This is a genomic window from Pseudomonas sp. R5-89-07 (assembly GCF_003851685.1).
In the GTDB taxonomy this organism is placed as follows: domain Bacteria; phylum Pseudomonadota; class Gammaproteobacteria; order Pseudomonadales; family Pseudomonadaceae; genus Aquipseudomonas.
Genome location: NZ_CP027727.1, coordinates 4,917,084 through 4,940,122 on the forward strand (window position 1 = coordinate 4,917,084; position 23,039 = coordinate 4,940,122).

The following is a 23,039-nucleotide window of genomic DNA, read 5'->3' on the forward strand; positions in this document are numbered from 1 at the left end:
GGGCACATTTAGAGGAGCTGAATAGGTTGGTTACCAAACCGGATGTGACGGGCGTTTACGGCGCCACTCATGTCAATTGCCTGCCTGCGGAAAAAACTGGTTAGCACTTGCCCTGGGCTCGGGTTCGCAAAGTAGATCAACGAGCTTCTGGCTATCGGCCTCTGAGGCGCGAGAACCGCGTGATAAGCCGCAGGAATTGCATGATCAGACAGCTCAGTCAGCAAAGACCCTGCTAGCACCGCAATCTCATTCTCCAAAAGACGCACAGGTTCAAGCGAGCCCCCTTTCACCAAAACCAGCCCTTCGCGGGTAGGTTTGATAAAAGACAACATATGACCGTCTTCATGAGGATCCTGGGCGAATCGACGCTCAATGTTTACAGCCTGAGCACCGTAGACACACACCTGCACGTAGGAAGCCAAGCGAAATGGGGCAAGTGGGGCCACTCCAAACTCGTCGCAGATGCCGTCCATTAACTCCTGCGCTAACGTGCTGATCTGTTGTTCAAAGATATCCACCGCCGCGAAAAAGCCACTTCGGGCGAATTCAAAACCTATTCGTTTGGACGCATGCGCAGGCCAGTAACAGAATCGCTCACAGAGGTCAGGCTGGTCCTCAATACCTGAATACTCAGCACCAAATGGGAAAAAACCGTCTGTGTCCTGACTGAACGAAAATTCTGCCTTGGTTGCTTGGGAGATTGACGAGTATCCATCAACAATTTGTTTGTAGTTTCCCAGCATGACTTCAGGTATTTGCAAGATACCGAAGCCTGATCGGACGATGGATTCACAGCATTTTTTTATTTGAGTCATAGCTATATCCAAAGATAGATGTAAAGGAATGCAACACACACTAGGTTCGCAAGCATGTGAGAAACCGCGACACTGGATATAGCCAACCATAGGGACCTATCCATGTCCTTCACAACGTCGCCAGCTGGGAGTGAGTGTGCATTGCTCATTACACGTGGCGGCGAGCAGGTTGTTCTTTTTGGCGAACAAGGTGAGCAGCCTCACCGAGGACTGGGGATCACAACCGAGTATGAGTATCAAGACACGCGACACCCTCCGATCCCTGGTCGTACGGCGCAGCCGGGAACTGGGTAAGTCCATGACAACCCTGGCCAAGGAGGCCGGCATTTCCCGGACCTACCTATACGGGCTGGCAGGCGGCGCCTCACAAGATCCCTCGGTACGCACCTTGATCAAACTGGCCAAAGTGCTGCAGGTTTCCCCGCTGCTGCTGTTCCGTTACTTCGCCGACTTGGCGGGCGCTCCGGTTGACTCCAACTCAATGGCGACCACCAACCGGGCTGTAGGCCTGTGTGATTCAAGCGACATCGCCGTCTTCAACGCAGACGTCACCACGCCCGACCAGACCGTCGTGCTGCCTGGCGAGATTTTTCAGAAAACATGGGAGATCCAGAACCTCGGTATACGCCCGTGGCGAGGCCGAAAACTGGTACGCATTGACGGTGAATACGTCATAGCCCGACGCACCGCCACGGGCGCGCCATTGGAAGTCGTGATGGACACGCACCTGCGCAGCCTTAACAACGAAACCCTCATCGCAGAAACACTGCCTGGGCAACCGGTGCATATCACTGTGGAATTCGCCGCGCCCAAGGAAACCTGCGCGGTCACTTCCATCTGGCGGATAGAGGATGAACACGGGCAACCGTGCTACGGCCCTGAGTTCATTTTGCATGTGATCGTAAATGTGATGGCGCGCTGAACTACTTGCGCCCTTCAACCGCTATCTACACGGCAAAGCCCATCAGCACCGAGGCCATCAGCCGGCGCTGCATAGCAAGGCGTACATCATCGCCTATATTTCAGTTTAAACTTTTAAAGCAATTGAAATGATCTTGTACTTGCGACTACTTAAAAAGTTTTACGACGAGCGTTTCCTGAAGGTCGGATATTCTTACCGCGCGATGAGCTCGTCCGAAATTGATTTTAAACGAGGCTTTGCGTCAGCTCATCAATAATGCATTCAATGGGTAATCGATTGTCAGTTGGATCACCCCCACAGGCACTTTTATTCGTATGTTCAGGAATACATAAATGCTCGAAACTCTATTTTCTGTCTATCAGGCGACGCTAACATTCGCCGTGCCGCCATCGCGCTTCTCGCCAGTCCCGGTCCGGCCACCCTGGCCTTGGCGGCGAGTGGCGACGCCTATGGCATGAAACGCTCTATTCAATTTTTCGTGGGTATTACCGTGGGATTGGTCATCGCCATGGCATTAGTCTCCACGGGGCTATATGTGTGCACAGTTTTCCCTTATTGGGCGTTGGTCTCGCTGAAGTATCCATTCTTTACATTCTTTATCTGGCTTATACCATTGCTGCGCCCCCCATTAACGATGAGCAAAAAACGGTCACTCCGGGGCTGGGTGCGGGTTTTGCTCTGGGTGTAGCAAAAAACATTAAAGCGTACGCTGCCTTTGCTGCGTTACTGGGCAGTTTTACGTTAGGTGTTACGCCAACATGGGAGCTGTTTACCAAGGCAGCTATCTGCCAATTGGTTTGCGTGATATTCGATTTTTTCTGGCTTCTTGCGGGAAGCAAGCTCCGTAAATTATTCATTCACCCCACTTGGAGCCGAATACTCAATGTCAGCTTCGCGGTGCTAATGGTCGCGACGGTAGCTTGGTCATTTATGCTGACAGATTAACGCTATAGATAAAGCAGAATTACAGTATGATCGTTCCCTAAAGAGGATTTCCGTATGCTAGCTACCCTTTCCGCTCTTTTACTGCTATTAATAATACCCGGCCCAACTAACACGCTATTGTTTCGTGCAGGGGTACTGTATGGGTTCAGCGTGTCGCAGCGCCTTGCTTTTATCGAATCTCTTGCTTATCTGATTCAAGTATCGCTATGGGGAATCACATTACTCTACCTATCGGCATACTCTCCTTTGACCGTGAAAATCGTCCAGTTTGGCGCAGCATGCTATCTCCTTTATATTTCTTATAAGCTGTGGCAACGCAAAAACAGTATAACCAACACAGCCAAGGATCGGTTCTCCGGGCCTTATTTTTTCCTGCTGACGTTGATGAATCCTAAAGGCCTTCTGATCGTTTCATTTATTGCTCCAATTCATACGTTCACGGAGTTGGAGAATTACGTCGAATTCATGGCAGCTCTCTCGTTGGTGACTATTTCGGTGGGATCTGCTTGGATATTTTTGGGCGCTCGGTTTAAAAATTTCCATCAAACGCGGTTTACCACATTGAAGATCAACCGGGTCACGTCTATCACCCTCTTTTGTTTTGCCTCGACGCTTCTTGGTCGCCTGGCTGGTTCGGCTTTGAACTAAAATTTGTCCGCTTCTCGTACGCTGTTTCTACTATTCGAAGCGACCTACCCCACCGTCAAAACGTATACTTGAAAATCGTCATAAAATTATGCGGTGCGGTGTTTGGGAGCTTCCGTTCCGCTAACCACCCTTAAAGGGAACCTAAAAGATATCCAGTAAATCGAGATCGCCCGCAGCCTACCGCCGCCCTTCCACTGCCATCCGCATCGCCAGCCCCATCAGCACCGAGCCCATCAGCCAGCGCTGCACCACTTGCCAGCCCGGCCGGGTGACGAAAAATACTGCGATGGACCCGGCCAGCGTGGCAATCACTGCATTCACGCTCACGCTGATCAGAATCTGCGTGAAGCCCAGCACCAACGATTGCATCAGCACACTGCCGTGGCCGTTCGGGTCGATGAACTGGGGCAGCAGCGACAAGTACATCACCGCCACCTTGGGGTTCAGCAGGTTGGTCACCAGGCCCATGGTGAACAGTTTGCGCGGGCTGTCCTGGGGCAGGCTTTGCACCTGGAACGGCGAGCGTCCGCCCGGTTTTACCGCCTGCCAGGCCAGATAAGCCAGGTACAGCGCCCCGCCAAACCGCAGCGCGTCGTACGCAAAGGGCACCGCCATCACCAACGCGGTAATGCCCAAGGCCGCGCACAGCATATAAACCAGAAACCCCAACGCAACGCCGCCCAGGGAAATAAACCCGGCCGCGCGCCCTTGGCAGATCGACCGCGAAATAAGGTAAATCATGTTCGGGCCGGGTGTGAGCACCATGCCGAGTGATATCAGCGCATAAGCGAGCCAATTGGACGATTCAGGCATGGTTGGGCTCTGGGGAGGTCTGTTCTGTCGACGCTAAACATCTGGTCAACGTTGTAAGGTTGGACGCCATGGTAGGGCGTTCAAAATGCGCGCGTTAGACACAGATCCGTGATCAAAACGTCATACACAAGCGACACCACTCAACCAGGGCAGGCCCATGATCGATTTCAATAACAAAGGCTTCGTCAGTCTGAGCAACTGGCCCAATTCAATCCCTGTACACCGCTCACCCTGTAGGAGCTGGCTTGCCTGCGAAGACGCCAGCCCAAACGCCGCCAAACTCTCAGTGTTACACCTAAGCAGTCCGCGCTACGCATAGCTTCAACCAACTGACTTTTCCCACGCAAGCCATCGAACAAAGCCAATATCAGCCCCCGATTCTGCCTCGTAGTCTCACTGCCTCGCACAAGGAAGTGAGCCGTCATGTCAGAACGCGCATACCCCATCACCGAAGAAGAACAGCTCAGAAGGCGCATCCTGTCGCCGCAGCCCAAACGCGTGCCCTATTCGCCACTCATTGACCTATCCGAGCCACTCCCCGGCCCTATATCAGCGCCCGAGAAGCTGCCCGGCTGTACCTTCACCAAACCCTGCCAGTTACCCGATGGAATCATTCATTACGCCGACCCTGCCGGTTACGTCCCCCTTGAACTGATCAAAGACTACGGCCATTTCAGCCTGCTGGGTGGGCGCGAATTGGACAGCCGAGGCGCGGTGGCCCTGCGCAAGATCAGCGGCAGCGCGCTCCCGGTTGGCTTGGGTCAGTTGGCGTTGCGCTCGGCCGTCGTGGAGTCCGCTGCTGCGGCTGCAGGCACCGTAGGCGCTGGCCTGCTGGCAGGTTTGGTGGGGCTGGTTTGGCCATCGGCGTTGGGCGATAGCGCGCTTTATAGCGAAGAGCAATTGCGCTCGATGCAAAAGGCACGCTCGCAGATGCGCTTGCATATCGAGCAACGCGAGGACGGCACGCTCAAGGGGTACGGTTTTTACACCGGCAACCACCCGAACTGGCAGATGATCGATGTCGTGCAATTCCAAAGCCGTGGCGATCAGTTTGTGGCGGATTTGGGCCAGGGCGTCGAGCTGATCTGGACGCCTGCGGTTGACCCTGGCGACACCCTTGGCATCCCGGCGTTGGAAGCTGCGCCCCAAGCGCCGGTGGTGTGGATCTACCCGCCGACGGAGAAGGCCGCGCAGATTCTGGTGAACCCGATTTATCCGCCGCAGTACCGGGATTTTATTCTGGTGTTCCCGGTGGAGTCGGGGGTTCGGTCGTTGTATGTGGTGGTTAATGAGCCGAGGAAGGGGCTACGAAACCCAGATCATAATTACTTCCCTGCACTCGAAGCCGAAGACATAACAGGCTTCCCTGGGCTGATCCCCCAAAAGCCGGTGACACCAAGAAAAGGCGGAGCGGGCTTACGTGAACGATGGATAGACGCAAAAGGAAGGAGAATATTTGAATGGGATTCCAAAAAAGGCGAACTGGAAGTCTATCGAAAAAGTGATTTGGAACACCTCGGCGCGTTTGACCCTTACACCGCCGAGCGTCGAGGACCTGCGGACCCAAAACGTCGGATTTACAAATAAAGAGGAACGCGCAAATGGCGATGAAAATCAGGTTGCGGTGGTACGAAAAACACAGTGATAACTTGAAAGCGGATGAGTACTCAGCGGCTATCGAAGACTCGGACGGTATTCTGGACGCGTTGGGTTTAGGTGAGGAAGCCGCGATATATGCGGATGTATTCAACCTGCTGCCTAACTGGATAACGATCATCCAGCCGTATTTCCAGCACACGATTGAACCCGGCCAGTTCGACTACCAGATTTCGTTCCGTTACCAAGGCGCGTGGCCACCGCCCCCGAAACAACCTAAGAAGGAGTCATGATGCAATGAGACCTGCATCGCAAAAGCCTCTTTATCGCTCAGTCAACACCCGAACCCATGGTGTACGCCACGGAAGCTGCGGCGCTTACCGGTACGAACGGCACAGCAAAGATGAAAAGCGCGCGCTATCAACTCGCGGATCAATGCACAGCCATCAACGACACGGGCTCGATTACACACCACTATTCCGCTTTCTCCTGTCCAAAGTCGGCCACCCATGGAGCCAGGTTTTCAGCGAAGCCAACGCTCGCCTGGACCGTCCGGACCCGGTGTTCTGGATGGTTGCGCTGCATGAAAGCGACAAGCAGGAATACGTAAGAACGGACGAAAACAGCTACTACAGCGGCTTGTGGGTGGACGAGGCTGGCCTGCTGCAAAAGGTCAACCCGCAGCTAACGCCCGAGCACATGACACACTTTTACGACTGCTGCACGCAAACGTTTAACGGTGTGGTGTTCGCGCACGCTTTACCGCGCGAACGGTGGCCAGTCGCCGCTTCGCTGGGGCACGACAGCGTCCAAAATTGATCAGCTGTGCCTCAACGCTTATTTGGACTGAAACGTCTCAAGATACGCCAATATATTTTCAATCTTCTCCTGGTCACTAATACCCCAGAAGATCATCCGCGTACCACTCACCACCTTCTTCGGTGCTTCGATATAGGCCGCCAGTTTGTCGCGGGTCCAGACAACACCGGAGTTTTTCATCGCGTCGGAATATTGGTAATCCGTGGTCGTTCCCGCCGGCCGGCCGATGATGCCGTTGAGTTGCGGCCCGAACCCACCCCGTGCGCCTTCACCGACACTGTGACAGCCGCCGCACGTCTTGGTGAACAGCTTGCCGCCCGCCTCGGCGTCGCCGGCAGCAAACGCCGCGTGGGCATTGAAGATCAGGGCTAGGGTCAACAAGGCATACTTCATTAGAGGGCTCCGCATCGAGTGTTGCCTGCGATTATGCCTGTTTAAAAGCGACTCCCCCTTCGTACTCTCAAGCAAACCACCAAACGACCACCCATCGTTTAAAAAACATCCAATCGAACCTATATGCCCGGCCCCCACTCCACCTACTGAACCCTGATGGTGGAGTAAGGATCATGGCTCAGCCATCGATTTTAGTGCTGGAAGACGACGAGATCATTCGGGCGTTAATGGTGGATGTGCTGGAGGACTTCGGCGCAGTGGTAACGTCGTTCCCTTCGGCCGATGAAGGGATGATTTATCTGGAGCGGGGCGACGAGCCGGTGGACCTGATTGTCAGCGATGTGCAGATGCCCGGCCTGCTTAACGGTTATGACTTGAGCCGTGTGGTGGCTCATCGCTGGCCTGAGGTTCAGGTGGTACTGACGTCGGGCAACACCACTATAGCGTCGCAACTGGGCGGGTCGGTGCGTTTTTTGCCCAAGCCCTGGAGTACCGACCACTTGATTGAATGCGTGCAGACCGCTTTGAGCCAGCAAGGTCTGTCGATGCATTGATAGCGTCGCGATATCACTTAAATCGAACTTCGCGGCCCGTTCTGCGGTCACTAAACCCGAAAGGAGCGACATTTCTGATCCGCTGGTCAGCCTTTTCGCTGCTCGCGTTCAGCTGACGACCATGAATTGTGTAGAATCGTCGCCCATTTTCACGCGTCATTCATGGCCGAGAGGCCCACAGTTCGAGCTCATTGAATGCATTCAAAGGCCCATGACGTTGGTGCGCCCTCCTTGTTGGAAACGTTGCGCACAGGCACGGGGCTGCTGCATGTCGCGTTGGAAAAGCGTCTGCCGTTCTTTTCCGAACGCCTGAGCACCGACTGGTACCGGCGCTTGTTGCAGGCGTATTACGGTTTTTATCAGCCGATGGAAGCTGCGTTGTATGACAGCGGCTTGATTCCCGATGGCTATGACGCTGCATTGCGTACGAAAACGCCCACACTGGTCAACGACCTCTACGCCCTCGGCCTGAACGAGCACACCCTGCGCACCCTGCCCCGTTGCACCCAGCTCCCCGACCTGGATACACCAGCTGCCTGCCTGGGCGCCTTGTATGTGCTGGAAGGCGCGACCCTCGGTGGGCAGGTGCTGCGCCGCGAAATGGCGTTACGCCTGGCGGTGGATGCCGATAACGGCGGTGCGTTTCTGGATATTTATGGCGTAGAGACCGGCCGACGCTGGAAAGACTTTCTCGACTACCTGGCTCGCCTGCCGCTGGACGCGACCGCCAGAGAGCGCGCAGTCATCGCTGCGCGTTCCACATTCAGCGGCTTTGAGCAATGGCTCGACAGCCAGGAGGTACTGCTATGAAACCCGACGATTTTGAAGAGCTGCTTGCCAACTGTGCTGACGAGCCCATCCGCTTTCCGGGGGCGATCCAGCCTCATGGTGCGCTGCTGACCTTGTCGGAGCCTGACCTGAACATCATCCAGGTCAGCGCCAACGTGGATACGTTGTTCAACCGTGCGCCCGAGGCGCTGCTGGGCCAGCCACTGCACACGCTGATCGGTACGGAGCAGGCGCACGCCGTGCAGGCCATGGCGCAGCACAACACGTTTCTCGACGCGCCAGCGCTGCATGTCACGCTTAACGGCACGCCCTTCGAGGGCCTGCTGCACCGCCATCAAAACGTGCTGATACTTGAATTCGAGCCGCACCTGGAAAATTTCAAACCGCGTGCGCTGAACGGTCGCACCAGTAACCTGGGCAAGATGCTGCAACGCTTGCAGGCCGCGAAAACCCTGCAAGCGCTGTACGAAATCAGCGTGAATGAAATCCAGGCCATGACCGGTTACGACCGCGTGCTGATCTACCGCTTCGAAGACGAAGGCCATGGCCAAGTGATCGCCGAAGCGTCGGCGCCGTCCATGGAGCTTTTCAACGGGCTGTTCTTCCCAGCGTCCGACATCCCGGAGCAGGCCCGCGAGCTGTATCGCACCAACTGGCTGCGGATTATCCCCAACGCGGCCTACGAGCCGGTACCGCTGCTACCCAAGCTACGGCCAGACACCGGCACGCCGCTGGACCTGAGCTTCGCCACCCTGCGCAGCGTGTCGCCGATTCACTGCCAATACATGAAGAACATGGGCGTGCTGTCGTCCATGAGCATCTCGCTGATGAAGGGCGACAAGCTGTGGGGCCTGATCAGTTGCGGCAACCGCGAGCCGCTGCTGGTGCCAAACGAGTTGCGCACCGCCTGCCAGACGATCGGCCAGGTGCTGTCGTTGCAGATCAGTGCCATGGAGGCCCTGGAACTGAGTCGTCAGCGCGAGGAAAAGGTCCAGGCGCTGGCACTGCTCGACCAGGCAATGAAGGGCTCGCAAGACACTGTGTTCGACGGCCTGGCCCAACAAGGCCGGTTGCTGATGGACCTGACTCGGGCGGGCGGCGTGGCGATCATCGAGGACCGGCAGTTGCACCGCTACGGCAACTGTCCGGAACCGGCGCAGATCCGAGCCCTGCACAAATGGCTGCAGGAACGCGACGAACCGGTGTTTTCCAGCCACAACCTGGCCTCGGTCTACCCACCGGCCGCCGAGTTCCAGCAATTGGCCAGTGGCGTGCTGGCCCTGCACCTGCCCAAGCCGGTGGACAACGGTGTGCTGTGGTTCCGCCCGGAAGTTAAGGAAAACATCAACTGGAGCGGCGACCCGCAAAAGCCGCTGGACCTGGAAAACTCCGACGGTAGCCTGCGCCTTCGCCCACGCACCTCGTTTGAAATCTGGAAAGTGGTGATGGCGGGCATTTCCACCAAGTGGAGCCATGGCGACCTGTTCGCCGCCAACGACCTGCGCCGCTCGGCCCTGGAGAACGACCTGGCCCGCCAGGTAAAGCGCGAGCAGTTGGCGGTGCGTGCGCGTGATGACCTGGTGGCCGTGGTGTCTCATGACTTGCGTAACCCGATGACCGTCATCTCCATGCTTTGCGGCATGATGCAAAAAGCCTTCAGCTCCGAAGGCCCGCACACCTCGCGACGGATCTCCTCAGCCATCGACACCATGCAACAGGCCGCCGGGCGCATGAACGTGCTGCTGGAGGACTTGCTCGACACCTCGAAAATCGAGGCCGGGCGCTATGTGGTCAAGCCTGTGCCGCTGGATGTGAGCCAGATGTTCGATGAGGCCTACTCGCTGCTCGCCCCGCTGGCGATGGCAAAAGGCATCGACCTGTCGTTCAACGCCGAGCCCGGCCTGCTGATCAATGCCGACCCGGAGCGCTTGTTCCAAGTGTTGTCGAACCTGATCGGCAACGCCATCAAGTTCACCCCGCGCCAAGGCAATATCGGCATCAGCGCCATGAGCAACGGTGAAGAAATCGTGTTCTCGGTGCGCGATTCCGGCGAAGGCATCGCGCCAGACCAGTTGCCTCATGTGTTCGAACGCTACTGGACAAAAACCGAAAACAACCCCACCGGCAGCGGTTTGGGGCTGTACATCACCCAGGGCATCGTCCAGGCCCACGGCGGCCAAATCGTTGCCGAAAGTGAGGTGGGTCGGGGCAGTGAGTTCCGGTTTACAGTGCCCAGGGTGATTGAAGGCTTACTGACCTGATGCGGTAAAAATGTGTGAGCGGGTAAATCTCATACTGGCAATATAACAACCGCTGCCAACCCGCCGCCCTGGCGCTCGCACAGCGTCAGGCTGCCGCCGTGCTCCAGCACAATCGCTCGGGCGGTCGACAGCCCAAGGCCTACACCACCCGTGCTTTTGTTGCGTGACCCCTCCAGGCGATAGAACGGCAGGAATACGTCTTCGCGATGCGCGGCAGGAATGCCCGGCCCACGGTCCAGCACGCGAATCACCACCTCGCCATGCTTGCTGTGCAACTCGATCTGCGGCGCCGTGCCGTAGTGGATCGCATTGTCCATCAGGTTGGTCATCACCCGTTTTAGGCCCAGGGGCCGGCCGAAGTACACCAGGCGCGACGGGCCATTGAAGGTGAGGTCGATGGACTGGTCGCGATAATCGTCGATCAGGGTCTGCAGCAACTCCGCCAGGTCCAGCTGGGTGGCTTGCTCCAGGCGGGCATCGTCGCGGAAAAATTCCAGGGCGGTGTTGATCATGGCCTGCATTTCATCGACGTCGCGAAACAGTCGCTGCTGCTGGTCGGCATCCTCGATGAATTCACCGCGCAGGCGCAGGCGGGTCAGCGGTGCGCGCAGGTCGTGGGAGATGGCGGCAAGCATCTGGGTGCGGTCCTCGATGAAGTGGCGCAACTGCGCTTGCATGCTATTGAAGGCCAGGATCGCCTGACGCATTTCGTGAGGCCCCACCGGTTCGATTGGCGGCGCGCGAAAGTCGCTGCCAAAGCGCCGCACACCTTGGGCGAAGTGTTGCAGAGGGCGCGCCAGTCGCCGGGTGGCGACCAGGGTGACGATCGCGGTAGAAACCAGTACCAGCAGCACCACGATCAGGCCGCGCACTTCATCGTCCAGTCCCCAACTGCGGGTGCCGGTGCTGAACATCAGCCAGGATCGATCGGCCAGTTGCATCAGCAGCACATACTGGCCGTTGCCGTCCGGCCAGTCGGCAGGCCCATACACTTCCGTGGGCCGCGTCGGGCCATCCAGCAGGTGCTTGAACACCTCTTCTCCCGTGCTGAGATCCGGATCAGTAAGCACCGGCAAACCAAACGTCGCTCGCTGCGCCGCCCAGGTCACGCTGAAAGAACCATCGCCCATCACCTGAGCAAGACGCGCCCGCTGCGCCGGCTCGGACGCCTCGATCACCCGCACCACCACGGCGACTTTTTCCAGCAGGCCGGTTTCGGTCAGCGGTGGCCTGGCCCACACCCCCGCCAGTTGCACGAACAAAGCATTGAACGCCAGCGCGGTGATCATCGCGACCAGCACGGTCAGCGCGATCCAACGCGCCACGGTGTCGCGCGGACGCTGGCTCATGAGCGGCTCACGCTGGCGGTGAACTGATAACCGCCGTTGCGCACGGTGCGGATCATTGCCGGGCGCTTGGTATCGAACTCCAGCTTGCGGCGCAGACGGCTCACTTGCACGTCGATGCTGCGGTCGACGGCGTCATGGCTATGGCCGTGCGCCAGGCTCAGCAACTGTTCGCGGGTGAGCACGCGTTGCGGGTGTTCGAGAAACACCAGCAGCAGGTCGAACTCACCGGACGACAGCGCAATCATCACTTGGTCGGGCGAGCGCAACTCCCGGCGCGTGAGGTCCAGTTGCCAGCCGTCAAAACGGATCAGCGGGCGCGCGGTCTGCCCCGCAGACGGTCGGCTTTCACCCGCTCGGCGCAATACCGCACGCACCCGCGCCAGCAGTTCGCGGGCGTCGAAGGGTTTGCTCAGGTAATCATCGGCGCCCATTTCCAGGCCCACCACGCGGTCGCTGAGCTCACCCATGGCCGTGAGCATGATCACGGGCGTAGCGTATTGCTGGCGCAGGCGCTGGCACAGCAGCAGACCGTTATCGCCGGGCAGCATCAGGTCAAGGATGATCAGGTCGGCGGGCTGATGTTCCATGGCCGTCCACAACTCGGGGCCACTGGCGACGGTCTCTACCGAATAGCCGTGTTGCAGGAAAAATTTCTTAAGCAGGGAGAGGACTTCAAGGTCATCGTCGACAATTAACAGATTGCTCACCGGCAGGCTTCACTCGGCTAGGTAAAGGCGCCATCTAAAACTATTCGACGCGGCCCGTCATATATTTCAACCGTGCAATAAAGCGTCAACCACGTAATAAACCTGACATCTTCGCCCAAGGCCGCCATGGGAACATTGTTCTCTGAAACACTCTTCAATATCGCAGTCATATTTTGCAGCGACGCGTTTATAGCGGCCTCGCTTGCACCGCTATTAAGGTTGGCCTGGCTTCGCTCCAAGAGGCGAAGTCATCCTCTCTTCAAAGAAGGAAACATCCATGATTAGCGGAATCAACCACTCACTGGGCAACATTCAATACCCTCCCCTGCAGCAGGATGATGCAGGGCCCCAGCGAAGGAAGCGCAGCATCGACACCACACAGGTGCAACTGAATACCACCGGGCTTGACGGCATGGAGGCCAGTGACCACAGCAAGAAAAGAAGTGGTGGGCTGGACAGCCTAGGCCGCGGCAACATACTTTAACCTGCCGTGTACGAGGGGCAGGTGCACGGCCTTTCGTACCCTACTTAACACTGCCATCACATTCGCTCGCTTAAACTCCGGTTCAATCCAGCCTGGAACCACCGTCTGCATGTCGCACTCCGACACACTACCCGCCGTACTGGCCGGCCCACTGCTGCGACGCCTTGAAGCTCGGCGTCTGGTGTTGTGGCTGGTAGCCAGTCGACCACTGGAACTGACCCTGAAGCTGCACCTGCCCACGCACGCACTGGACATTACCCTGGACCAGTGCCAGGTCGTCCCCGTGGGGCGCCAGGCGTTCATTCATTTGATCGATGTGTCGCTGGACGAAACGCTGCCCCTGGACGTCGCGATCAGCTACGACCTGGTGTTTGACAACACCGGCATCGCCGACTGGGCACCGCACCTGCTGTACGCCGACGCTCAATACCCCAGTTTCGTGTTGCATAGCCGTATCCATCAGTTGGTGCACGGCTCATGCCGCAAACCCCATCACAGTGCCGACGAAGGGTTGCTGTGCGTCGACCGCCTGCTGGCCGAGGCCAGAACCCCAGCCGAACGTCCGGCCTTGTTGATGATGAGTGGCGATCAGGTTTACGCCGACGATGTCGCCGGGCCGATGCTGCATGCGATACACGGCTTGATTGCACGGCTGGGGCTGTTCGATGAATACCTCGAAGGCGCGGTGGTCGATGACAGCGCCAGCCTCTACGGGCACGCCGCCAGTTACTATCAGCGCGCCGATCTGCTGCCGGCACTGGACAGCAACGAGACCTTGCGCGAGCGCTTCTTCGGTGGCGTGAAAAAGCCGATTTTCACCAGCAGCACCGCCGATAACCACTTGGTGAGCTTCGCCGAAGTCATCGCGATGTACCTGCTGGTGTGGTCGCCCACGCCCTGGACGCTGATCACCCTTGAGCGCCCACCGCTGAGCCTTGAACGACAGCAGCGTTACGCCAGCGAAGAGGTGCGGATCGAGCGATTCCGCGACGGCTTGCCCGGCGTCGCGCGGGTATTTGCCCACCTGTCGACCCTGATGATCTTTGACGACCATGACATCACCGACGACTGGAACCTCAGCGCCCAATGGGAAGAAACCGCGTACGGCCACCCCTTCTCCAGGCGCATCATCGGCAATGCCTTGCTTGCTTATCTGCTGTGCCAGGGCTGGGGCAACCAGCCGGATGCGTTTGCCGAACTGCTGCGCCAAACCCAAGCGCTGACCACCCAAACCCAGGCCAACCACCTGGACGCAGCCGCCCAGGACGCATTACTCGAAGCGCTGCGCAGATTCCAACACTGGCATTACGTACTGCCCACCACCCCAGCGTTGCTGGTGTTGGACACCCGCACCCGGCGCTGGCGCAGCGAGTTCACCCTCAAGCAACCCTCCGGCCTGCTGGACTGGGAAGCGCTGAGCGAACTGCAGCAGGCGCTGCTCGACCACCCTTCGGCCATCATCGTCTCGCCCGCACCGATTTTTGGCGTGAAGCTGATCGAGACTGTGCAAAAAGTGTTCAGCTGGTGCGGTTATCCGCTGCTGGTGGACGCCGAAAACTGGATGGCCCATCGCGGCGCCGCCCAGGTGATTCTCAACATTTTCCGCCACTCCCGCACACCGGGTAACTACGTGATTCTGTCGGGCGATGTGCACTATTCGTTCGTCTACGAGGTGCTGATTCGCCACCGCAACGCTGGCCCCAGGATCTGGCAGATCACCAGCAGCGGCATCAAGAATGAATTCCCGCCACGCCTGCTGGAATGGTTCGACCGTCTCAACCGCTGGCTCTACTCCCCACGCTCGCCACTCAACTGGTTTACCCGGCGCCGCACCATGCAAGTGGTGCCGCACATTCCGGAACATGCCGAGGCCGGCGAGCGATTGTGGAACTCAGCCGGGATCGGCCAGGTGTTTTTCAACGAACAGGGCCAACCTGAGGCGATTTATCAGCACAACGCCGATGGGAAGCCTCGGACGAAAATGATGGCGCCGCGCCCTTAAAAAACACCCCATGTTCCCTATTCAAAGGCCGCCGACCGCGGTGTACAGTAGCGTCAGCCATGGAGTATCGGCGTCAACGACAGCTGGCCTTGGAAGCCGGTTCACGCAGGAAGCGCGTAGATGGACGATACAGCCGGCAACGAGCCGCTGCGCAATGACATTTCCGACCTCAGTGCCGACATGTTGCACGCCATCATGGAACTGGTCAGCGACGGGATATGGGATTGGAACGCCAATACCGGGTTCGTCTACCGCAATCCCGGTTGGTACGAAATGCTGGGCTATCCGCGGCACTCCCTGGAAAACAGCGTATTCACCTGGGAGAACGTAATCCATCCTGAAGATTACGCACTTGTCATGGCCGGGTTTGATGACTATATCTGCCAACGCACCCCCCATTACCGAGCCGAATACCGCTGTCGAAAATACGACGGCACTTACCTCTGGGTCGAAGACCGCGGCTATATCCTTGCGCGCAATCCTGACAATTCGGTAGCGCGCATGGTGGGCGCGCACCGCGATATCCATGCACGCAAGTGTTCCATCGAACGCCTTGAAAAGCGTAACCGGACCCTTGAGGCCTTGGTGGTCGAGCGCACCCTTGAATTGTCACGAGTCAATCAGCAGTTGCAATTGCAACTGGACGAAAACCGCTCCCTGGCCGAACGGGATGCCCTGACGCGCATCGCCAACCGTTATCGCCTGGAAAACGTAATGCTCCAGGCGTGCGACCGTGCCGAGCGCTTTCGCTTGCCACTGGCGCTGGTGGCTATGGATATCGATGATTTCAAGCCAATCAATGACCAATATGGCCATGAAGTAGGCGACCAGACGCTGATCCGGGTAGTGGAGGGCCTGGAAGCCTGCGTACGTGCAGGTGACTTGCTGGCACGCTGGGGCGGCGACGAGTTTATGCTGGTTTTGCCCAACACTACTCTGCAGACGGCCAAGGAGCTGGCCGAAAGGCTGCGCCATAAAGTCCAGGAAACGGCCGCCGTTGGTGATACCCGGATTACCCTGAGCCTGGGCGTGGTGGAGCGGCAATTGGGCGAGTCACCGGCAGCCCTGATGGCGCGCGCTGACCAAGCGCTTTATCGGGCCAAGGCGGCGGGGAAGAATGGAGTGTCGGAATAGATAACCGTTAGCCACCGGTCAGTGTGTACTGGAGCGTGGCGCCCCGAGCGCACATCCCGACTTTTAATAATGATCCGGCGACTTTATTTCGTTTGCGGCAAGGGCGCTTGCGCGGCTTAGATAAAACCCAGCCCATCACTGCCGAGTCAACGATTCATGAGCCGCGAAACGATCAGCCAGTCGATTTCCATCGTCCATCCCATCAGCCTCAGCCACGGTAAAAACGCCGAAGTCTGGGATACCACGGGTAAGCGCTACATCGATTTTGTCGGCGGCATCGGCGTACTCAACCTCGGCCATTGCCACCCTGCGGTGGTGGAAGCGATTCGCGAGCAAGCGACCCAGCTCACCCACTATGCGTTCAACGCCGCGCCGCACAGGCCCTACATCGAGTTGATGGAGCGCCTGACTGCGTTTATTCCGGTGAGCTACCCGGTCAGCGGCATGCTCACCAACAGCGGCGCGGAAGCGGCGGAAAACGCCTTGAAGATAGTACGCGGCGCCACCGGCCGCACGGCGGTGATCGCGTTTGACGGCGCGTTCCATGGCCGCACCCTGGCCACCCTCAACCTCAATGGCAAGGTCGCGCCCTACAAGCAAAAGGTCGGCGTACTGCCAGGTCCCGTGTATCACCTGCCCTACCCCAGCGCCGATAACGGCGTGACCTGCGCCGAAGCGCTGAAGGCCATGGACCGCCTGTTCAGCGTGGAAATCGACGTCAACGATGTGGCCTGTTTCATCATTGAACCGGTACAGGGCGAAGGCGGTTTCCTCGCCCTGGATATCGAGTTCGCCCAGGCCCTGCGACGCTTTTGTGACGCGCACGAGATCCTGCTGATCGCCGACGAAATCCAGTCCGGTTTCGGTCGTACCGGGCAGCGATTTGCCTTCTCGCGCCTGGGCATTGAACCCGACCTGATCCTGCTCGGCAAAAGCATCGCCGGCGGTATGCCGCTGGGAGCGGTGGTGGGGCGCAAGGCACTGATGGACAACCTGCCCAAAGGCGGCCTGGGAGGTACCTATTCCGGCAACCCCATCGCCTGCGCCGCCGCCCTGGCGACGCTTGAGGTCATGACCGATGAGCGCCTGCAGGTATGGGGCTCGCAGCAGGAAGCGGCCATCATGGAACGTTATCACGCGTGGCGCGCGCAGCGCCTGTCGCCTTATCTAGGCCGTCTCACCGGCGTGGGCGCCATGCGCGGCATTGAACTGGCGCATGCCGACGGCACGCCGGCCACCCGGCAGCTGGCCCAATTGCTGGACCTGGCGCGCGCTGCCGGCCTGCTGCTGATGCCCAGTGGCAAGTCACGGCATATCATCCGCTTGCTGGCACCACTGACCACCGAACCGGCGGTGCTGGCCGAAGGGCTGGACAAACTCCAAGCCTGCCTCGAGCAACTGGACTAGACGCGTACGCTCACTGAGCTCTCTGACGGGGCGCCTTGACCTGACTCCCCTGCCCCCTGAAAATGCCCGACGCTTTTTTGTCTCCCCGTTTACTGAAGTAGTGAAATTTCAATGTCCGATTCGTACACCGCTGAATCCGCCGAAGCCTCCGTAGTCGCCTTGCACGCCAAAGCCGAGTACGAAAATGCCATCCATCTTTCACAGCATGTGCCGGCGGCCAAGATCATCAGCGAAATGGTGCTGGACGCGTTTCATACCTCCAAGGAAAGCGACCAGATCCGCGAGTTGCGCGTGGCCATCCGCCAGGCCCATGACGCCTTCGACGATGATAAAGCCTACGAGCTGATGGGCCAGCTCAAGCAATTGAAAGACGCCGAAGCCGCCGATAACGCCGCCCTGGAAGACCTGAGCAGCCAGTTCTCCATCAGTCGCATTCTGTCCAGTTTCAAGGACGATCCCCAATTCCAGGAGTTGGTCTACGGCCTGGCCCTGAAGGTGCTGAACCAGTCACACCAGGCCATCAGCAACCCAAGCGCCGGCAAGGGCAAGGCCGCACGCGGCAAGAAGGAAGCCGAGGTGTTTGTGATCAGCAAGGATGGCATCAGCGTCACCCTGCCGCTGCGCACACCGCGCTCCAAGCTCAATGTGGACCGCGAAGCGCTGGAGTTCCTGGGACTTACCTTCGTGGGTGAAGGCAGCGAGGCGGAGCTGGAAAGTGAAACCTTCGTTGACAACAGCGGTGTGGAGCAGCCGGTCACGCGCAGGAGCATCGTGACCGCACTGCAACAACAAAGCGCTTTTGACGGTTACTCCATCGCCGCCCAGTAAGCGCTCGACGCTATAGACTGCGCAGGATGACCAGCGCCTGTTCGACCTGGGCAAGGGTGACGTGCCGGCCCACCGAGGCACGCACGAAGTGGGTGACGCCCAGGTCCTTGAGCAGCAACGGGGTATGGGCGGCCGTGCCCGCCCAGAGATTGAGCCCCAGTTCGCGGGCCTGGCCCACAAATGCCTTGGCTGGTCTGTTGTGCGGCACGAACGAGACAATTGCGGTCTGTTCGAACTGGTCGCACATCAGGGTCAACTGCGGCAGGCGGCGCAACTCCTGCGCCAGCAGCCCATAGGGCTCCGTGCTCACTTGCCCGCCTCCTGCCTGCGCGTATTCCTGCAATGCGGTGTGCAAACCCACCAGGGACGAAAAACTCTTTTCTGCGATCTCCAGCACCCGAGCGCCACACGCGTCTACCCGGTTAACCTGGCCATCGGTGCTGGCAGCGTGCAGATCGGCAAAATTGAGCTGCAATTGACCCAGCAGGCGTGGCGACACATAGGCAATCCCGCTGCCACGCGGCCCGCAAAGAAACTTGCGCCCCGCGCCCGTCAATAAATCACAGTGCATATCACGCACGTCCAACGGCAACTGCCCCAGCGACTGGCACGCATCCACCACATACAACGCGTTCGACCCCTTGAGCAGCGCGCCCAGTGCTTCCACCGGGTTGATCACCCCACAGCACGAAGGCAGGTGCGACACGCTGACCAGAAACACGTCGTCGTCCAGATGGCGCTGTACCCATTCAAGGTCCAGCGGGCTGGTGGCCGTGGTCGGTATCACTTCGACGCGAATCCCACGCGATAGCTTGAGGTAGTTGAAAAAGATCAGGTTCGCGGCATATTCCGAGGTAGACACCCACACCCGCTTGCCTTGAGGAAATTGCAGTTTGCCAAGAATGCTGGTCCAGGCTTCGGTGGCGCTGCTGAAAAAGCCAATCTGCGAAGGCTGCGCATTCAGCAGGCCGGCCATCACCCGGTACAGGTCGACGTTGAGCAATTCTTCGTAGGCCAGCTCGGTTTCGTAGCTGCCTATTTGCGCTTCCATGGACATGAAGCGCTGCATCGCATTCACAGTGGCCGGCGACATCAGCCCTGCGCCGGCGGTGTTCAGATGAACTCTATTCATTTTCATGCTTCCTTGTTCCACAACACAGCTGAGCCCTTCATCACGCCCACCGCCACCGCGAACAACAGCAATATCGTGCCCGCCAGCAACCAGGGCGAAGGCAGGGATGGCTGTGATACCAGCATGAACGCCAGCGAAGGGGTGATCATCACGCCGATATTCACCCCCGCCGAGTAATAGCCGAGGTTACGGTCCACGGTGTGACGGCTGGAGATACTGCTGACGTAATGGGTGATGCCGGGAAAGATGATCATCTCGCCCAGGCTCCAGAGCACGGTCGCCACCAGCAGCAACGCGCCGATATGGCTGAAGCCCATGAGGAAGAACCCCACGCCCGCGAACAGAAAACCGGCCACCAGCGCTCGGCTGCTCGACAGGTGCGACATCCGCTGATTGATCGGCACCTCGAACAGAATCACCAGCAGTGCATTGATGAAAAAGATGATCCCGACGTAGTACGCCGGCAAATCGGTGTAATTGATGATGTAGGCGGACAGAAACGTCGGCGGCAGCGCGTAGGCAATGTGCACCGGCAATGCAGCCAACAAAATCACCAACAAGCGCGAGCGCTCGTGCAATGCGCTCTCCGGCAAACCGTTGCCCTTGCTGGCGACGGCGGCGCCTTGGGCCACCGGCACCGCGCGCCCGAACCGCAGGCAGGCCACGAACGCCACCAGGGACAATGCCGCGTTGAGGTAGAACACCGCGTCGGCATTACTCAGGAAGATCAGGCTACCCAACAGCGGCCCGATCGCCATGCCGATATTGATCGCCAGACGGTTGCAAGAGAACGCCACTTTGCGCGATTCGCTGCTGCTGTGGGTGACCGTTTCGGAGAACGTCGCCGGCGTGAAGGCCTCGTAACAGGCGCCCCACAGGAACGACAGTACAAACAGCACCGCCGTGTTATCCACCGACGGAATGATCAGCAGCAGCACCGCATTAAGCAGCAACGAACCGAGGATCACCCGATTGGCGGAAAACCGCTTGATCACGCCGCCGATGATCAAGTCCACGAACAACGCGCCCGCGCCATATACGCCCACCAGCAGCCCTGCGGTTGCCGCCGATACGGCGTGCTGATGAATCAGGTACGCCGCGTAGAAAGGGAACGCCATGGTGCCCATGCGGAACACCAGGGTGATCAGGAACAGCAACTGCAGGCGAGCGTTGAGCCCGCGCAACGCGCGATACGTGCCCATCATCAGCGAATCACATAAACGTTGTCTTTGTATTGGCGGATCTGCTCGTAATCCTGATCGATATCGCGCTGATTCTCCGATAACAGGAACACTCGCAGCGGGCTGCTGAGCAGGTCCACGGTCTTTTTCATCAGCTTGCCGGCCTTGTATTTGACGCTCAGCTTATGCACCGAGGGCAGCCCCTCGATCAGGTGGATCGCCTCTTCGTTGAAGCCGGTCACCTCGCCTTGAAGCGTGGTGTCGGTGTTGATGACACAAGCTTCCCGCAGCTTGTGGTAGCGCTTGGCGGCGTAGTTTGCCTTGAACGCCTCACCGTCGCAGTACGCCAGGTAGGTGAGCTGTGCCTGGTTGCCGCCCAGGCTGATGTCATGGAACCTGGGTTCCATGTTGCCGTTCAAGCGCGCACCGACTTCCACCAGCGCGGGGCCGGCTTCGGTGAGGATGACTTCCGAATGGGCCGGGCCGTTATTGATACCCAATGCCTTGAGGACTTGCACGATGTAGTCCACCAGCACGTTGGCCTCGGCACTGTCCGGGGCAATCAGCACGTCGCGGTCGTAGATGTTCTTGCCGCCGCTGATTTCTCGCTTCACATAGCGCCAGATCCCACACACGTAGGTCTGTCCATCACGGCTGACGGTATCGACGATGTACTCCGACCCCTTGAGGTAGGACTGGCAAAGAATCTCCGTGTTGGGCAGGCCGAAGATATCCAGGTTGGACACCACCTCCTCACAGGCGCGCTTGACGTCCTCAAGGTTGTGGCAGATGGAAACCCCGTCGGTGGACGCCGAGCTCAACGGTTTGATCACGCAGGGAAACACCTGGCCGGCTTCTACCCAGGCCAGCAGCTCGGCGGGGTCCGAGGATTTGATCTGGCGTGCGGTCAACAGCCCCGCGGCGGCGACTTTGTTGATCATTTCAAACTTGTCGCGGCGAGCACGCGAACCTGCACTGCCGTTGGTGGTGGAGAGTTGCAATTGTTCACTCAGGTAGTCGGCGAATGGCACGCCCGGCTCCTGGCCAGCAATGACGGCGGTGACGTTGAATTCACGCAGGCGTTGCACGATCTCTTCAGCGTTGTTGTTGAACGCCAAATTGTGCTCGAACTCGGACAGGTTCGGCCCAAGCATGCTCGGCATCAGCTCGGGCGTACTCTGAACATGGATCAGGCTGAAACCGGCATCTCGAAAATACTGGGGCAGGAAATTACCGCTCGAGTAGACATCCACCAATGCGACGTACTGCTTCATAAGAATATCCTTTTCAGTAATGAGTGGCGGTTTCAGAGGCCCGCTGCGAGGCTACGTCATCCAGCGCCAGGAAAATGTTCTGCGGAAACTCAGCCACACGGTGCAGCAGGTGCAAGTACCAGTTGGTGCCGTACACCGCCGACACCCGGGCCTTGACCTGGCCCTGGTCCTTTACCGCCTTGATCAGTTCAGGGCGCACGCCGTGGAGCATCTCCAGCTCGCCTCGGTCGGCGATGCGGCTGGTGAGAATCTCTTCAACCAGCAGTGGGTCCTGGGTGGCGAAAGCAAACGGCCCGCGGCCACCGTTGATCCGGTCCAGCAACCCCAGGTAACGCTCGTTGAGCGCCTCGCCACGGGGTAAGGCAATGGCGGCAGGCTCAGCATAGACGCCTTTGACCAGGCGTACCTTGCAGCCGGTTTCCAGGACCGCGCCCAAGTCATCCGGGGTGCGGTTCAATTGCGCCTGGAGGGTGATACCGACGTTGGGAAAACGCCCGCTCAGTTGCAGGAAGATATCGAGGATCGAATCCGTCCATTGGGAGCGCTCCATGCTGATGATTACACCGACATTCTTGTCGTCTGCATGGGCCAGGATCTTCGAGCAGTTCTCGATCGCCAGCTCCCTGGAAATGATGGTGCCGACGTTGGACAGGTCAAACCCCAACTGAGGCGGCTCGCCCAGCTTGGGGTGCTGCGCGATCAAGTCGATCAGCTTCAGGTACTCATCGGTTGCGGTGGTCACCTCGGCCAGCGTAGTCGCTTCCTCGCCGACGAACTCGACGCCGGTGCGATAGCCCTTCTCCAACAGGGCGCCCAGCTTGTCGAGCATCTCCAGGCGGTCTTCGGAAATAATGTAGCGAAGGGCTGCAGGACGCAGGAAATCGCGCAGCGTCTCGCTGGCCAGGAACAAGTCGCGATAGGTCTTGTTCGCCGCCAGCTTCTTCAGGGCCAAGGTTGCCAGCAGGCTGTTGTCGGTCGTGTTCATG

General features: G+C 58.6%; 23 protein-coding genes. 14 read left to right on the top strand and 9 right to left on the bottom strand.

The window, feature by feature from the left end:
• Positions 1-8: 8 nt before the first annotated feature.
• Positions 9-815, bottom strand: coding sequence for a 2OG-Fe(II) oxygenase family protein (locus tag C4J94_RS22460; protein WP_124388117.1), 807 nt, complete (start codon positions 813-815; stop codon positions 9-11).
• Positions 816-1,044: 229 nt separating this feature from the next.
• On the opposite strand from C4J94_RS22460, the gene C4J94_RS22465 reads away from it, so the two are divergent.
• From C4J94_RS22465 to C4J94_RS22475, 3 genes are all read left to right on the top strand, one after another.
• Positions 1,045-1,737 (top strand): NBR1-Ig-like domain-containing protein, encoded by a 693-nt coding sequence (locus tag C4J94_RS22465; RefSeq protein WP_124388118.1) that lies wholly within the window; start codon positions 1,045-1,047, stop codon positions 1,735-1,737.
• A gap of 537 nt (positions 1,738-2,274) precedes the next feature.
• Positions 2,275-2,682: a hypothetical protein gene (locus tag C4J94_RS22470; protein ID WP_256657581.1), complete on the top strand. Its 408-nt coding sequence runs from the start codon at positions 2,275-2,277 to the stop codon at positions 2,680-2,682.
• A 54-nt stretch (positions 2,683-2,736) separates the two neighbouring features.
• Positions 2,737-3,330: a LysE family translocator gene (locus C4J94_RS22475; protein WP_124388119.1), complete on the top strand. Its 594-nt coding sequence runs from the start codon at positions 2,737-2,739 to the stop codon at positions 3,328-3,330.
• A gap of 177 nt (positions 3,331-3,507) precedes the next feature.
• Here the strand turns inward: C4J94_RS22475 and C4J94_RS22480 are convergent, their stop codons facing one another.
• Positions 3,508-4,143, bottom strand: coding sequence for a LysE family translocator (locus C4J94_RS22480; RefSeq protein ID WP_124388120.1), 636 nt, complete (start codon positions 4,141-4,143; stop codon positions 3,508-3,510).
• A gap of 423 nt (positions 4,144-4,566) precedes the next feature.
• Here C4J94_RS22480 and C4J94_RS22485 point away from each other — a divergent pair, with 423 nt between their 5' ends.
• Genes C4J94_RS22485 through C4J94_RS22495 form a run of 3 tightly spaced genes read left to right on the top strand, consistent with a single transcriptional unit; the run spans position 4,567 to position 6,558 of the window.
• Positions 4,567-5,730: an S-type pyocin domain-containing protein gene (locus C4J94_RS22485; RefSeq protein ID WP_124388121.1), complete on the top strand. Its 1,164-nt coding sequence runs from the start codon at positions 4,567-4,569 to the stop codon at positions 5,728-5,730.
• A 14-nt stretch (positions 5,731-5,744) separates the two neighbouring features.
• Positions 5,745-6,032: a colicin E3-like toxin immunity protein gene (locus C4J94_RS22490; RefSeq protein ID WP_124388122.1), complete on the top strand. Its 288-nt coding sequence runs from the start codon at positions 5,745-5,747 to the stop codon at positions 6,030-6,032.
• Between the two features lie 4 nt (positions 6,033-6,036).
• Positions 6,037-6,558 carry a hypothetical protein gene (locus C4J94_RS22495; protein ID WP_256657582.1) on the top strand — a complete coding sequence of 174 codons (522 nt, stop codon included), beginning with the start codon at positions 6,037-6,039 and terminating at the stop codon, positions 6,556-6,558.
• 18 nt (positions 6,559-6,576) lie between these two features.
• Here C4J94_RS22495 and C4J94_RS22500 read toward each other — a convergent pair whose 3' ends face one another.
• Complete coding sequence (locus C4J94_RS22500) at positions 6,577-6,951, bottom strand: cytochrome c family protein (protein WP_124388123.1); 375 nt, start codon at positions 6,949-6,951, stop codon at positions 6,577-6,579.
• A gap of 173 nt (positions 6,952-7,124) precedes the next feature.
• Between C4J94_RS22500 and C4J94_RS22505 the strand changes: the two genes are divergently transcribed.
• The 3 genes from C4J94_RS22505 to C4J94_RS22515 all read left to right on the top strand — a co-directional run bounded on the left by C4J94_RS22505 (position 7,125) and on the right by C4J94_RS22515 (position 10,555).
• Positions 7,125-7,505, top strand: coding sequence for a response regulator (locus C4J94_RS22505; protein ID WP_124388124.1), 381 nt, complete (start codon positions 7,125-7,127; stop codon positions 7,503-7,505).
• A 195-nt stretch (positions 7,506-7,700) separates the two neighbouring features.
• A complete protein-coding gene (locus C4J94_RS22510; RefSeq protein WP_124388125.1) occupies positions 7,701-8,315 on the top strand; it encodes a biliverdin-producing heme oxygenase in 615 nt (204 codons plus the stop codon).
• Positions 8,312-10,555, top strand: coding sequence for an ATP-binding protein (locus tag C4J94_RS22515; protein ID WP_124388126.1), 2,244 nt, complete (start codon positions 8,312-8,314; stop codon positions 10,553-10,555). Before C4J94_RS22510 ends, C4J94_RS22515 begins: the two co-directional genes overlap by 4 nt.
• Positions 10,556-10,584: 29 nt before the next feature.
• Here C4J94_RS22515 and C4J94_RS22520 read toward each other — a convergent pair whose 3' ends face one another.
• Both C4J94_RS22520 and C4J94_RS22525 read right to left on the bottom strand, forming a co-directional pair.
• Complete coding sequence (locus C4J94_RS22520; protein ID WP_124388127.1) at positions 10,585-11,904, bottom strand: ATP-binding protein; 1,320 nt, start codon at positions 11,902-11,904, stop codon at positions 10,585-10,587.
• Positions 11,901-12,611 carry a response regulator gene (locus C4J94_RS22525; protein WP_124388128.1) on the bottom strand — a complete coding sequence of 237 codons (711 nt, stop codon included), beginning with the start codon at positions 12,609-12,611 and terminating at the stop codon, positions 11,901-11,903. The genes C4J94_RS22520 and C4J94_RS22525 overlap by 4 nt, the downstream gene beginning before the upstream one ends.
• A gap of 277 nt (positions 12,612-12,888) precedes the next feature.
• Here C4J94_RS22525 and C4J94_RS22530 point away from each other — a divergent pair, with 277 nt between their 5' ends.
• From C4J94_RS22530 to C4J94_RS22550, 5 genes are all read left to right on the top strand, one after another.
• Positions 12,889-13,095, top strand: a complete 207-nt coding sequence (locus C4J94_RS22530) for a hypothetical protein (protein ID WP_124388129.1) — start codon at positions 12,889-12,891, stop codon at positions 13,093-13,095.
• Between the two features lie 109 nt (positions 13,096-13,204).
• Positions 13,205-15,097, top strand: a complete 1,893-nt coding sequence (locus C4J94_RS22535; RefSeq protein WP_124388130.1) for an alkaline phosphatase D family protein — start codon at positions 13,205-13,207, stop codon at positions 15,095-15,097.
• Between the two features lie 120 nt (positions 15,098-15,217).
• Entirely contained in the window at positions 15,218-16,231 is a 1,014-nt protein-coding gene (locus C4J94_RS22540) for a diguanylate cyclase domain-containing protein (RefSeq protein WP_124388131.1), read from the top strand.
• A 156-nt stretch (positions 16,232-16,387) separates the two neighbouring features.
• Entirely contained in the window at positions 16,388-17,638 is a 1,251-nt protein-coding gene (locus C4J94_RS22545) for an aspartate aminotransferase family protein (RefSeq protein ID WP_124388132.1), read from the top strand.
• Positions 17,639-17,749: 111 nt separating this feature from the next.
• Positions 17,750-18,466 carry a hypothetical protein gene (locus C4J94_RS22550; RefSeq protein ID WP_124388133.1) on the top strand — a complete coding sequence of 239 codons (717 nt, stop codon included), beginning with the start codon at positions 17,750-17,752 and terminating at the stop codon, positions 18,464-18,466.
• A gap of 10 nt (positions 18,467-18,476) precedes the next feature.
• Here the strand turns inward: C4J94_RS22550 and C4J94_RS22555 are convergent, their stop codons facing one another.
• Genes C4J94_RS22555 through C4J94_RS22570 form a run of 4 tightly spaced genes read right to left on the bottom strand, consistent with a single transcriptional unit; the run spans position 18,477 to position 23,038 of the window.
• Entirely contained in the window at positions 18,477-19,598 is a 1,122-nt protein-coding gene (locus C4J94_RS22555) for an aminotransferase class V-fold PLP-dependent enzyme (protein WP_124388134.1), read from the bottom strand.
• A gap of 2 nt (positions 19,599-19,600) precedes the next feature.
• Positions 19,601-20,803 carry an MFS transporter gene (locus tag C4J94_RS22560; protein ID WP_124388135.1) on the bottom strand — a complete coding sequence of 401 codons (1,203 nt, stop codon included), beginning with the start codon at positions 20,801-20,803 and terminating at the stop codon, positions 19,601-19,603.
• On the bottom strand, positions 20,803-22,053 hold the full coding sequence (locus tag C4J94_RS22565) for an ATP-grasp domain-containing protein (RefSeq protein WP_124388136.1): 1,251 nt from the start codon (positions 22,051-22,053) through the stop codon (positions 20,803-20,805). The genes C4J94_RS22560 and C4J94_RS22565 overlap by 1 nt, the downstream gene beginning before the upstream one ends.
• A 13-nt stretch (positions 22,054-22,066) precedes the next feature.
• On the bottom strand, positions 22,067-23,038 hold the full coding sequence (locus C4J94_RS22570) for a proline dehydrogenase family protein (protein ID WP_124388137.1): 972 nt from the start codon (positions 23,036-23,038) through the stop codon (positions 22,067-22,069).
• Position 23,039: the final 1 nt, after the last annotated feature.